The organism is Streptomyces sp. SAI-127 (genome assembly GCF_029894425.1).
Classification (GTDB): Bacteria; Actinomycetota; Actinomycetes; order Streptomycetales; family Streptomycetaceae; genus Streptomyces.
Window position 1 is genome coordinate 4,472,613 of the sequence record NZ_JARXYJ010000001.1, and the last position, 12,310, is coordinate 4,484,922.

A 12,310-nucleotide genomic window follows, 5' to 3' on the forward strand; every position below is an offset into this window, starting at 1 on the left:
CTGCTCACGCTCCCGTGGCGACGAGGACGACGGCGACCGCGAGGACGACGGTGCCGGCGAGCAGCGCGCTCACATAGGTCTGCAGATTGCCGGTCTGGGCCCGTCGTACGGCGGTGCCAAGCCAGCGGGGCAGCGTTCCCGCGCCGCGCACGTAGGTCTCGACGACTTCGCGGTCCAGGAACCGGACGAGGGTGGCTCCGGCCTGGACCGGGCGGACGAAGGCGGCCGTGTACAGGGCGTCCATGTGGAAGCCGACGGCCGCGTGGCGGTGCAGTGGGCCGAGCAGCAACCGTCCGGGGTCCGCGGGGTCGGGCGCGTAGGCCAGGTCTCCGTATGCGGGCTCGTGGGTGGCGATGGCCTCGGCCTCGACCAGTCCGGCGTCGCCCTCGGGGTGGGCGGCAACCGCACCCAGCGGGACGCGGGCCGTGACCGCACTGGTGTGCCGCCAGGCCGCGTAGGTGACGAGGCCGCCGATCAGGGCCACGCCCGTGCCGACGACGGAGGTGGTGAGGGTCGGGGTGAGGTCGCGGCCGTCGAACCAGTCGGGCAGCACGCGGTAGGAGAACGCGCCGAGGGCGAGGGACGGGGCCGCGAGGACCCAGAGGACCACCGTCATCGTCAGCGGCTGGCGTCCGTGGTCGGGGGCTTCGGTGCCCTGCCCGCGGAAGGCGAGCAGCCACAGCCGCGTCGCGTACGCGGCTGTGAGCAGGGCCGTGAGGAGGCCGGCGACGAGGGTGATCCAGCCTGCGGCGCCGGGGGCGTTTTCGGTGTGGCCGGTGGCGACGTGCTCCGCCGCGCCGAGGACGGACTCCTTGGAGAAGAAGCCGCTGAAGGGCGGGATCGCGGCGAGCGCGAGGAGCGCCACGGTCATCGTCCAGTAGGCGTCGGGGACACGGGCGCTCAGGTCCTTCATACGGGACATGGCGGCCAGTGAGTTGGTGCCGGCGGCGTGGATGATCACGCCGGCCGCGAGGAACAGCAGCGCCTTGAAGGCGCCGTGGGACAGGAGGTGGAAGACGGCGGCACCGCGGTCGCCGACGGCGAGAGCGCCGGTCATGTAGCCGAGCTGGCCGATCGTCGAGTAGGCGAGGACACGCTTGATGTCGTCCTGGGCGAGCGCGGCGAGACCCGAACCGATCATCGTGACGGCGGCCATGACGGCGAGGACCACCATCGCGGCCTGGGAGGCCTCGAAGACCGGGAGGAGACGGGCGATGAAGTAGACACCGGCGGCAACCATCGTCGCGGCGTGGATCAGCGCGGAGACGGGCGTGGGGCCCGCCATCGCGTCGGGGAGCCAGGTGTGCAGCGGGAACTGCGCCGACTTGCCCGCCACGCCCGCGAGGAGGAGCAGGGCGATCAGGGTCGGGTGGTCGAGTGCGCCGTGCGCAACGGCGTCGAGGACCTTCGTGATCCGGAAGGAGCCGGCGTCGGTGGCCAGGGCGAAGAGGCCGATCAGGAAGGGGACGTCACCGAGCTTGGTCACCAGGAATGCCTTGAGGGAGGCGGCGCGGGCCTCCGGGGTCTCCCAGTAGTGGCCGACCAGGAAGTACGAGCAGATGCCCATGATCTCCCAGCCGACCAGCAGCACGATCAGGTCGCCCGAGTAGACGACGAGCAGCATCGCGGAGGTGAAGAGGGAGACGAGAGCGGCGTAGGAGGGGTAGCGCGGGTCGTCGCGCAGATAGCCGGTCGAGTAGATCTGCACACAGGTGGCGACGAAGGCGACAAGGACGGCGACGAGGGCGGCGAAGCCGTCGATGTACAGGGCGAGTTCGATCGGGACCGAGCCGGTCGGGGTGAGTTCGGTGGCGGCGTTCACCGTCTGGTCGCCGCCCTGGCGTACGGCGACCACCGCGGCGAGCGCAAGAGCGGCCAGGGGCGGCAGGATGGCGAGCGGGCGGACGAAGCCGGGGGCGGTGCGGCCCAGGAGCAGGCCGGCCACGGCGCCCAGGAAGGGAAGGAGGGGGACGAGGACGGCGAGGGTGGTCGTGGTCACGCGGTGGCCTCAGCCTTCCCGGTCCGCCCGGACTCTGCGGCCTGTTCGGCCGTGCGGGCGTCGTCGTCGGAGGTGTCGGGGTCGTGGCCCTCGGCCGTGTCGCGGAGCTTGTCGATGTCGGCGGTGCCGCGGTTGCGGTGGACGGCGAGGACGATCGCGAGGCCGATGCCGATCTCGGCGGCGGCGATGGCGATGGTGAACAGGGTCAGGGCCTGGCCGGAGTGCAGGGTCTCCTCGGCAGCCCTGCTGAGCCAGACGTCGAAGGCGACCAGGTTCAGGTTGACGGCGTTGAGCATCAGCTCGACCGACATCAGGACGAGGATCGCGTTGCGGCGGGCCAGGACGCCGTAGAGGCCGGTGCAGAAGAGGAGGGCGGAGAGTACGGCGGGATAGGCGAGGTGCATCAGCGGGCGCCTTCCTGCTCGGTCGACTCGGTTCCCCTGGCCGACTCGGCTCCCTTGGCCGACCCGGTTCCCGCGACCGGCTCATTTCGCCCGATCGTGTGATTACGGGAATCGGGGACGGATGGGGAACTACCGGTCGTGGCTCGGGAGTTCACAGGGGGAGAGCTCGACTCCGCCTTCGCCTTGCGGGACAGGACGATCGCGCCGACCAGCGCCGCGAGGAGCAGGACGGAGAGGGCCTCGAAGGGGAGAACCCAGTTCTGGAAGAGGCTCGAGCCGGTTGCCTCGGTGGAGCCGGCGGCGGGGCCGTCCAGGTCGATCCAGGTGGTGCGGAAGGCGTCGACGACCACCCAGACCAGAGCGGCCGCTGCGGCAAGGGCCACGACGAGGGCGGCCCAGCGGTTGCCGGAGTCGGCGTCCGGGGAGCGGCCGATGGGGGCCCTGGTGAGCATCAGACCGAACAGAAGGAGGACGACGACGGAGCCGACGTAGATGAGGACCTGCACCCACGCGATGAATTCGGCGGTGAGCAGAAGGTATTCGACGGCGAGGCCTCCGAGGGCCACCACCAGCCACAGGGCGGCGTGTACCAGCTGCTTGGTGGTGACGGTGATGATCGCGGCTCCGAAGGTCACCAGGCCGACGAGCAGGAAGGCGATCTCGACGCCGGTCGGGGAGAGGAAGCCGTGCGCTGCCTGGGCGAGGGTCACGACTCTTCCCCCTGAGGGTCGGCCGACGGGGTCGGCTCGGCCTGGGTCGCCGCCAGCTTCTCGGCAGTCTTGCGGGCGGTGGCGATCTCCTTCGGTTCCTCCGCGCCGGGGTCGAGGGCCGGTGGGGCCGGGACGGTCCACATCCACTCGCGGAGCTTGTCCCGCTCGTGGGTGAGGTCGCGGATGTCGGTCTCGGCGTACTCGAACTCGGGGGACCAGAACAGGGCGTCGAAAGGACACACCTCGATGCAGATACCGCAGTACATGCAGAGGGAGAAGTCGATGGCGAAGCGGTCGAGGACGTTGCGGCTGCGTTCGCGGCCACCGGGGGTCGCCGCCGGGACCGTCTCCTTGTGGGAGTCGATGTAGATGCACCAGTCGGGGCACTCACGGGCGCACAGCATGCAGACCGTGCAGTTCTCCTCGAACAGGCCGATCACGCCACGGGTGCGGGGCGGGAGGTCGGGCTGGGCGTCGGGGTACTGCTCGGTGACGGTCTTCTTCGTCATCGTGCGCAGGGTGACGGCCAGGCCCTTGGCCAGACCCGAGCCAGGAATGGGGGCCATGGTTACTGGATCACCACCTTGACGATGCCGGTGAGGGCGATCTGGGCGAGGGAGAGGGGGACGAGGAGGGTCCAGGAGAGTTTCTGGAGCTGGTCCTCGCGCAGGCGGGGATAGGTCACGCGGAGCCAGATGACGACGAAGGCAAGCACGGCCGCCTTGAGGAGGGTCCAGACCCAGCCGAGCCCGTCGGCGCCCCATGGGCCGTGCCAGCCGCCCAGGAAGAGGACGGTGGTCAGGCCGCACAGGACGACGATTCCGGCGTACTCGGCTAGGAGGAACAGGGCGAAACGCAGGCCGGTGTACTCGGTGTAGGCGCCGAAGATGATCTCCGAGTCAGCCACCGGCATGTCGAAGGGAGGGCGCTGGAGTTCGGCGAGACCGGCGACGAAGAAGACGATCGCGCCGACGATCTGCCAGGGCAGCCACCACCACTCGAAGGCGTCGAGGATGCCGGGGAGGGAGACGGTACCGGCCGCCATCGCCACCGAGGCGGCGGTGAGCAGCATCGGGAGTTCGTAGGCGAGGAGCTGTGCGGCCGTGCGCAGGCCGCCGAGGAGGGAGAACTTGTTGGCGGAGGCCCAGCCGGCCATGAGGGAGCCGAGGACGCCCACGCCCATCACGGCGAGCACGAAGAACACGCCGGCGTCGACGACCTCGCCGACGGCGCCCTCGCCGGGGCCGATCGGGATGGCGAGGAGGACGAGGAGGTAGGGCAGGAGGGCGACGGCGGGAGCGAGTTGGAAGATACGGCGGTCCGCGCCCGCCGGTACGACGTCTTCCTTCTGGGCGAACTTCACGCCGTCCGCTACGAGTTGGGCCCAGCCGTGGAAGCCGCCGGCGTACATCGGGCCCAGGCGGCCCTGCATGTGGGCCATCACCTTGTGCTCGGTCTGACCGATGATCAAGGGGAAGGTGAGGAAGACGACGAAGACGATCAGGAGTCGCAGGGCGACGTCGAGAGCGTCGTTCACTGCGGGCCTCCAGCGGGCTTGTCGGGATGGGGGGTGGGCGTGTCGGGGGTGGAGGGCTTGTCAGGGTCCGGGTCCTCGGAGGCCTGGGTGGCGCGGTCGGGGCTCGGGTCGGTGCCATCGGGGCGTGGCGGGTCCTGGGAGTCCTCGGGAGCCTCAGGAACCTCGGAAGTCGGGGGGCGCCCGGGAGTCTGGGGCTGCTCGGGGGCCTTGGATCCCTCGGAGGTCGTGGACTCCTCGGAGGTCGGCTCCTCGGAAGCCGGCGGCTTCTCCGGAACCTCGGGACCATCGGAAGCCGGCGGCCCTTCCGGAACCTCGCTGCCACCGGAAGCCGACGGCTCCTCCCGAACCCCGCGTCCACCGGAAGGCGACGGCTCCTCCCGAACCCCGCGTCCACCGGAAGCCGACGGCTCCTCCCGAACCCCGCGTCCACCGGAAGCCGACGGCTCCTCCCGAACCCCGAGGCCTTCGGAACCTCCGGGGCCTTCTGGGGCCGTGGAGGCTCCCGAAACCGTGGGCTTCTGGGAGGCCTTGCGCGCCTCGGGCTCCTCGGGGCGTTCGGAGACCTCGCGGCCTTCGGGGTGCTTGGAGACTCCGCTGTCCTCGGGTCGCTCGGAGACTCCGCTGTCCCCGGATGGGGAAGGTAGCTCGGAGTGTCCGGGGTCCCCGAGTGTGGGAGACCGCTCGGAGTCACCGGCATCCCCGAGTGTGGGAGACCGCTCGGAGTCACCGGGGTCCCCGAGTGTGGGAGACCGCTCGGAGTCACCAGCATCCCCGAGTGTGGGAGACCGCTCGGAGTCACCAGCATCCCCGCTCGTGGGAGGCCGATGCGGTTCCGGGTCGTCGAAGGCCGGGCGGGCGTGGTGCCACGGTGCGTCCGGGCTGCGAGGGGTGGTGGGGGGCTTCGGCGGCGCGGGGTTGGTGCTCGCGTCGTCGGTCGACGGCTCGGTCTGGGCCTCCGCGGCGCGCTGACTCGCGGAACCGCTCGAGGCGGTACGCGCCCGGCGAGGTCCGGCCGGTGCACCGCCCGTCGCTCCCGAACGCTGAGGTGCCGGGGCAGACGCCGCAGGGGAGTCCGAGGCGGGGGCGGGCGAACCCTCCCCCTGAGTGTCCGAGGCGGGGGCGGGCGAACCCTTCCCCTGAGTGTCCGACGAGGACGCGGGCAAGCCGGTTGCTGGAGCTTCGGACTCGGGTGCGCCGCTGGCTGGGACTGCGGAACCGGCGCCGGTGTCTTCGGCATCCGGTGCCGCCTGGCTGGCCGAGCCCTGCGCAGCGCTACGTGAGCGCCGGGTCACGCCAGTCGGCGAGGCGGTGGGAGCCCCCTCCGTCGCCCCGGGCTTGGTCTGGCTCGCCGAACCCTCGGACGCCGTACGCGCCCGCGGCGAACCCGCCCCCGGAGCCCCGGCCGCATCCGATGCCCCGGAAACCTCCGCCTGACTCGCTGAACGCGCCCGCCGCGAACCGGCCCCCTCAGCGCCCGCCGCATCCGACGCCCCAGACACCTCCGCCTGACTCGCCGAACCCTCCGCCGCCGAACGTGCCCTCCGCGGCCCGGCCCCCGAGCCGCCCGCCGCATCCGACGCACTCGGCGCCCCAGACACCTCCGCCTGACTCGCCGAACCCTCCGCCGCCGAACGTGCCCGGCGGACCGGGCGGTCGCCCGTGGCTCGGGGTGGGCGTTCGGTCGGGCGGCCTGCCGTGCGGGTCGGGCGGGTCGGGGCCGGGGGGAGTTGGCCCTTCAGGGGGCCCCATTCGTTGGGGTCGGGGACTCCCGGGGGGAGCATCTGGCGGCGTTTGGGGCCGCCGTGTTCGGACTCGCCCGGTTCCTTGGCGCCGGGCCAGGCCTTGGCGACGCGGGCGGCCAGGACGAAGTCCTTGCGGAGGGGGTGGCCCTCGAAGGTTTCCGGCAGGAGGAGGTGGTTCAGGGAGGGGTGGCCCTCGAAGGTGACGCCGAACATCTCGTGGGTCTCGCGCTCGTGCCAGGCGGCACCCGCGTAGATGTCGACGGCGGTGGGCAGCACCGGGGTCTCGTGGGGGATCGTCGTACGCAGGAGCAGGCGTCGTACCGGGGAGAGTGCCGCCACGTGGGCCGCCACGCGGAAGCCGGTGCCCGGTTCGTCGACGGCGCTGAGCCAGTCGAAGTAGGTGCAGCCCAGTTCGTCGCGGGCGACGCGCAGTGCCGTGAGCCAGGTCGTGGGCGGGACGTCCACGGTCAGGACCTCGTAGGACTCCTCGGCGCCGGCCTCGGGGCCGAAGAGTTCCTCTGCGGGCGCGGGGAGCCAACCGACGGCGGTCACTGTGACTCCCCCTCGCCCGCAGACGAAGACGAAGCCGGAGACGAAGACGAAGACGACGCAGGCCCAGGAGGCTTGACCAACCCGCTCTGCAGCGCAGCCGCCGACGGACGCGCCGTGGACGACCCGTACCGCTCCTCCAGCGACTCCCGGGCGATCTTCTCCTGGAGCTTCAGGATTCCCTGGAGCAGGGCCTCGGGGCGGGGCGGGCAGCCGGGGACGTAGACGTCGACGGGGATGATCTGGTCGACGCCCTTCGTCACGGAGTACGAGTCCCAGTACGGGCCGCCGCAGTTGGAGCAGGCGCCGAAGGAGATGACGTACTTGGGCTCGGGCATCTGCTCGTACAGACGTTTCACCGCCGGTGCCATCTTGTCCGTGACCGTGCCGGAGACGACCATCAGGTCGGCCTGTCGCGGGCCCGGTGCGAAGGGGATCACGCCGAGGCGGATGAAGTCGTGGCGGGCCATCGAGGCGGCGATGAACTCGATGGCACAGCAGGCGAGACCGAAGTTGAAGACCCACAGGGAGTACCGGCGGCCCCAGTTGAGGATCACCTTCATCGGCTCGGGGGCGAGGCGGGCGAGGGCGCCCAGCCGTTGCGGCTCCGGGAGCAGAACGGGCCCCGTGACAGCGGAGTCGACCGCAGGGTTCACGTCCATGTCAGGACACCCTTCTTGTACGCGTACAGCAAACCCACGGCGAGGAAACCGAGGAAGATGAACATCTCGACGAGGGTCGTCGCGCCGTAGCCGGGAGCCGCGAAGACCGTCGCCCAGGGGAACAGGAAGATCGAGTCGACGGCGAAGATGACGTAGAGGAAGGCGTAGACGTAGTAGCGGACCTGGGTGTGGGCCCAGCCCTCGCCGACGGGGTCGACTCCGCACTCGTACGTCAGGAGCTTCTCGGGGGTGGGCACCACGGGTCGCAGCAGACGGCCGGCGCCGAAGGCGACCGCGACGAACAGCACGCCGACGACGGCGAGCAGTCCGACGACCGAGTACGACTGGAAGTAGTCCGCCGCGACGACGGTCGGATCGACGACGGTTGCATCGACGACGGTCGGTTCCGGCACGTCCGCCCCTCACTCCCTGTGAGCACGCTGAACACAGTGCTTACGCTGAACAACACTGTTCGACGATCTGTACGCACCGGAGTCTAGGCCCTGATAAAGGGACGGTAAGCAGCCCGTCACCGCGGGAAAGTCATCCGAAAGGCCGGGGTGGGGTTTTCCCCAGTAAGCCGCGGCGGCCCGCCTCATGGCGCGCGGCGGTCCGGGGCGGCACGCTAGCCCATATGACCGAACGCCATTCGTCCCCGAGCCGCGCCGTGACCACCGGCAGACACGGCGGAACCGACGACGGCCGGCCGCCGCCGGCCCGTTTCGCCTACGACTCGCACACCTGGAAGGAGATCGCGCATCTCCTGGCGAACCTTCCGGTGTCGATCCTCGGCTTCACCTACGTCGTGACGGTGCTGTTCACCGGTTTCTGGCTGACCGTCACGGTGATCGGATTCCCGTTGCTCGCGGCGGGTCTGCTGGGCGCGCGGCAGCTGGGCAAGCTGGAGCGGGCGCGGGCCCGGGCGCTGCTCGGAGTGCGGGTGGACGAACCGAGCCGTCTGCCGTGGCGCACCAAGAACGGCGGCAACGGCTTCTTCGCCCAGCTGTGGATGGGGGTGAAGGACCCCGTGGGCTGGCGGACGGTGCTGTACGACTTCATCCGGCTGCCCTGGGGGGTGCTGACCTTCACCATCACGCTGACCTCGTTGTTCGTGCTGTGGCCGGTCCTGCCGTTCATCGCGCGGGGGCTCGCCAACGTGGACCGGGTGATGGTGCGCGGTCTGCTGTCGCCCTCCGACGAGCTGGAACGCCGTATCGCCGAACTGGAGTCCGACCGGGGGGTCGTGGTCGACACGGCCGCCGCCGATCTACGGCGTATCGAGCGCGATCTGCACGACGGGGCGCAGGCCCGGCTGGTCAACCTGGCCATGGGTCTCGGCCTCGCGAAGGAGAAGCTCCTGGAGGACCCCGAGTACGCGCAGGCGATGGTCGAAGAGGCGCACGGCGAGGTGAAGCTGGCGCTTCAGGAGCTGCGGGATCTGGCGCGGGGCATCCATCCGGCCGTACTGACCGACCGAGGCCTCGACGCGGCGCTGTCCAGTGTCGCCTCGCGGTGCACGGTCCCGGTGAAGGTGACCGCCGACCTCGACGCGCGCCCGGTCCAGGCGATCGAGGGGATCGCCTACTTCACCGTCTCCGAGCTGCTCCAGAACGTCAGCAAGCACAGCGGGGCCCGGTCGGCGTCGGTCGACGTGTGGCGCTCGGAGAACCGGCTGCTCATCCAGGTGTGGGACGACGGCCGCGGCGGAGCCCGGCTCGACGGCGGCACCGGTATGCGCGGGCTCGCGGAGCGCCTTGACGCGGTCGACGGGCTGTTCGTCATCGACTCGCCGCCGGGCGGTCCGACGGTCGTCACGGCGGAGCTGCCGTGGCGGGACCGTGGCCTGGACAAGGGGTAGGGAAAACCCCCCTTTCAAGAGGCCGACGGACTCCATGGTCCGTTGAGCTGCGGCCCAGCAGGGTGGAGATACGACACCACAGGCGCGGGACGAGAGAAGAAGGACGACGTCGATGGCCACGGACTACGGGTACGACAGTGGGCTCGGGTTCCCCGAGACGGTACGGCGGCACCGGGTGCCGGCCGGGCTGCGGGCGCCGTTCGAGGGGCGGACCTGGCGGGAGTTCGGCTATGTGCTGCTGAGCCTGCCGATCAGCATCGTGATGTTCACGTACGCCGTCACGATGATCTCGCTCGGCGCGGGCCTCCTCGTGACCTTCCTCGGGATTCCGGTCTTCGCGGCCGGGCTCGCCGGATGCCGTGGGCTCGGCGCGCTGGAGCGGGCGCGGGCTCGGGGGCTGCTGGGTCTGGAGGTCGGGGATCCGGAGCCGCTCAGGATGCGGAAGTCCGGGTTCATGGCGTGGGTGGGGGCGGTGCTCAAGAGCGGGACGTCGTGGCGGACTCTGCTGTACTCGGTGCTGCATCTGCCGTGGGCGACGTTCTCGTTCGTCGTCGCGGTGAACTTCTGGGTGTACGGCTGGGCGCTGCTGACGTATCCGCTGTGGTTCTGGGTCTTCCCGGCGTACGTCGGTCAGGACGGGCTTCAGCTCTACGGCGACCAGACCCACCACATCTACCTGGACAACCCGTTCGAGATCGGTGTGACCGCGCTGGTGGGACTGTTGTTCACGCTGGCCACGCCGTGGATCGTGCGGGCACTGACGACGGTGGACCGGGCGATGGTGCACGGGCTGCTCGGGCCGACCCGGCTGTCGGCGCGGGTGGTGGAGCTGGAGTCCGACCGGGGGGTCGTGGTGGACACGGCGGCCGCGGATCTGCGTCGGATCGAGCGGGATCTGCACGACGGGGCGCAGGCTCGGCTGGTGGCGCTGGCCATGGATCTGGGGCTGGCGAAGGAGAAGCTCACGGAGGATCCTGCCGCAGCGGCGCGGATGGTGGACGAGGCGCACGGTGAGGTGAAGACGGCGCTTCAGGAGCTGCGGGATCTGGCGCGGGGGATTCATCCGGCGGTGCTGACCGACCGGGGGCTGGACGCCGCGCTGTCGGCGGTGGCTTCCCGGTGCACGGTGCCGGTGCAGGTGGAGGTGGATCTTCCGGCCCGGCCTGCGCCGGCGATCGAGGGGATCGCGTACTTCACGGTGTCGGAGCTGTTGCAGAACATCAGCAAGCACTCTCGGGCGACGCTCGCCGCGGTGGATGTGTGGCGGGTGGAGAACCGGTTGATGCTGCAGGTCGTGGACAACGGGGTCGGTGGGGCGGATGTGTCCTCCGGGTCCGGGCTTGCGGGGTTGGCGGAGCGGCTGGACGCGGTGGACGGGATCCTGGTGGTGGATTCGCCGGTCGGGGGGCCCACGCGCGTGACGGCGGAGTTGCCGTGGCGGAGCGAGCGGGTGTGACGGGTACCGAGTGAGAGGGCGGTGGGGGTCGTTTTCGCCCTCGCCGCCCTCACCCATTCCCATCCCCTTGGGCTGCCGCCCCTTCGCCCGCGAGGGCGACTGCGCGGGTCAGCCCCGGGCGGACTCCGCCTAGGGGTGCGGCCGCCCTCTTACCCCTTGCCCACAGGGCTGCACCCTCTGCACTCCGCCGGGACCCCGCCCCGAGCCGCCCGGGGCTTCCCCGCGGCCGCCAGGGCTCCGCCCCGCACCCCCGCGGACTTCCCCACCCCGCCCCCGCCAGGCCTGCACCCCTGAACCCACCGGAGCCCCGCCCCCAACCCCCGCAAAGGCTCCCTCCCCCGCACGCTCCGGGGTTGCATCCGGGGCTCGGGCCAACCACCCCCTGCGCCCCGCCCAGGACCGCACCCCTGAACCCACTGCAAGACCGACGCCCTCCGAAGCACCCGGCCGGCACCCGCAAAACCCCGCCCCCACCCTCCCCAAGCCACCGGCGTCTCCCGCCCCCGGCGGACTCCCCCGTGGCGAAGATGGCCGGATGTCGAGTGTGGCCCCGTGTTATCGGGTCCTTGTTCGTATTCCTGGGGCCTAATCCCGTTGCCCGCGCCCGCCCGGATCCGAATGCTGGAATGCTGGACTTGTCCGGCGGGTGGGCAGGTAGTGGGCTGGGGGGCCGAGAGTCGTGGAGGACAGGGTGCGGGTGGTCATCGCCGAGGATTCAGTGCTGCTGAGGGAGGGCCTGACCCGGTTGCTGACCGACCGCGGGCACGACGTCGTGGCCGGTGTGGGCGACGGGGAGGCACTGATCAAGACCATCGGTGAGCTGGACGCCCAGGGCGAGCTGCCCGACGTCGTCGTCGCCGATGTGCGGATGCCTCCGACGCACACGGACGAGGGCGTGCGAGCCGCCGTACAACTGCGCAAGGCACATCCCGGACTCGGGGTACTCGTACTGTCGCAGTACGTGGAGGAGCGGTACGCCACCGAGTTGCTGGCCGGGTCCAGTCGCGGGGTGGGGTACCTGCTCAAGGACCGGGTCGCGGAGGTGCGTGAGTTCGTGGACGCGGTGGTGCGGGTGGCCGAGGGAGGGACCGCCCTCGACCCCGAGGTGGTCGCTCAGCTGCTGGGACGCAGCCGTAAGCAGGACGTGCTCGCCAATCTCACGCCCCGGGAGCGGGAGGTCCTAGGACTCATGGCCGAGGGGCGCACCAATTCGGCGATCGCGCGGCAGCTCGTCGTGAGCGACGGGGCCGTGGAGAAGCATGTCAGCAACATCTTCCTGAAGCTCGGGCTGTCACCGAGCGACGGGGACCACCGGCGGGTGCTGGCGGTGCTGACCTACCTGAACTCCTGACTATCTGACACCGTGTCAGATATCACCGTGGCGGCCAGTCAG

The 12,310-nt window shown here is 70.9% G+C and carries 11 protein-coding genes; 3 read left to right on the forward strand and 8 right to left on the reverse strand.

The window, feature by feature from the left end:
- Window positions 1-4: 4 nt before the first annotated feature.
- The 8 genes from M2157_RS20305 to M2157_RS20340 are packed head-to-tail and all read right to left on the reverse strand — an operon-like array spanning window position 5 to window position 8,016.
- Window positions 5-1,999: an NADH-quinone oxidoreductase subunit L gene (locus M2157_RS20305; RefSeq protein ID WP_280865880.1), complete on the reverse strand. Its 1,995-nt coding sequence runs from the start codon at window positions 1,997-1,999 to the stop codon at window positions 5-7.
- Window positions 1,996-2,403 carry an NADH-quinone oxidoreductase subunit NuoK gene (gene nuoK, locus M2157_RS20310; protein WP_059204951.1) on the reverse strand — a complete coding sequence of 136 codons (408 nt, stop codon included), beginning with the start codon at window positions 2,401-2,403 and terminating at the stop codon, window positions 1,996-1,998. Before nuoK ends, M2157_RS20305 begins: the two co-directional genes overlap by 4 nt.
- Complete coding sequence (locus M2157_RS20315) at window positions 2,403-3,113, reverse strand: NADH-quinone oxidoreductase subunit J (RefSeq protein ID WP_280865881.1); 711 nt, start codon at window positions 3,111-3,113, stop codon at window positions 2,403-2,405. The genes nuoK and M2157_RS20315 overlap by 1 nt, the downstream gene beginning before the upstream one ends.
- The gene (locus M2157_RS20320) at window positions 3,110-3,679 is read right to left on the reverse strand and encodes an NADH-quinone oxidoreductase subunit I (RefSeq protein ID WP_280865882.1); all 570 of its coding nucleotides are present in this window, start codon (window positions 3,677-3,679) and stop codon (window positions 3,110-3,112) included. Before M2157_RS20320 ends, M2157_RS20315 begins: the two co-directional genes overlap by 4 nt.
- Before the next feature lie 2 nt (window positions 3,680-3,681).
- A complete protein-coding gene (locus M2157_RS20325) occupies window positions 3,682-4,650 on the reverse strand; it encodes a complex I subunit 1 family protein (protein WP_280865883.1) in 969 nt (322 codons plus the stop codon).
- On the reverse strand, window positions 4,647-6,944 hold the full coding sequence (locus tag M2157_RS20330) for an NADH-quinone oxidoreductase subunit C (RefSeq protein ID WP_280865884.1): 2,298 nt from the start codon (window positions 6,942-6,944) through the stop codon (window positions 4,647-4,649). Before M2157_RS20330 ends, M2157_RS20325 begins: the two co-directional genes overlap by 4 nt.
- The gene (locus M2157_RS20335; protein ID WP_280865885.1) at window positions 6,941-7,603 is read right to left on the reverse strand and encodes an NADH-quinone oxidoreductase subunit B family protein; all 663 of its coding nucleotides are present in this window, start codon (window positions 7,601-7,603) and stop codon (window positions 6,941-6,943) included. The genes M2157_RS20330 and M2157_RS20335 overlap by 4 nt, the downstream gene beginning before the upstream one ends.
- Window positions 7,594-8,016, reverse strand: a complete 423-nt coding sequence (locus M2157_RS20340; RefSeq protein WP_057607955.1) for an NADH-quinone oxidoreductase subunit A — start codon at window positions 8,014-8,016, stop codon at window positions 7,594-7,596. Before M2157_RS20340 ends, M2157_RS20335 begins: the two co-directional genes overlap by 10 nt.
- A 221-nt stretch (window positions 8,017-8,237) precedes the next feature.
- Between M2157_RS20340 and M2157_RS20345 the strand changes: the two genes are divergently transcribed.
- The 3 genes from M2157_RS20345 to M2157_RS20355 all read left to right on the forward strand — a co-directional run bounded on the left by M2157_RS20345 (window position 8,238) and on the right by M2157_RS20355 (window position 12,268).
- Complete coding sequence (locus M2157_RS20345; RefSeq protein ID WP_280863136.1) at window positions 8,238-9,461, forward strand: sensor domain-containing protein; 1,224 nt, start codon at window positions 8,238-8,240, stop codon at window positions 9,459-9,461.
- 112 nt (window positions 9,462-9,573) lie between these two features.
- The gene (locus M2157_RS20350; protein ID WP_280865886.1) at window positions 9,574-10,917 is read left to right on the forward strand and encodes a sensor histidine kinase; all 1,344 of its coding nucleotides are present in this window, start codon (window positions 9,574-9,576) and stop codon (window positions 10,915-10,917) included.
- 691 nt (window positions 10,918-11,608) lie between these two features.
- Window positions 11,609-12,268 (forward strand): response regulator transcription factor, encoded by a 660-nt coding sequence (locus M2157_RS20355; RefSeq protein ID WP_280863833.1) that lies wholly within the window; start codon window positions 11,609-11,611, stop codon window positions 12,266-12,268.
- Window positions 12,269-12,310 lie beyond the last annotated feature (42 nt).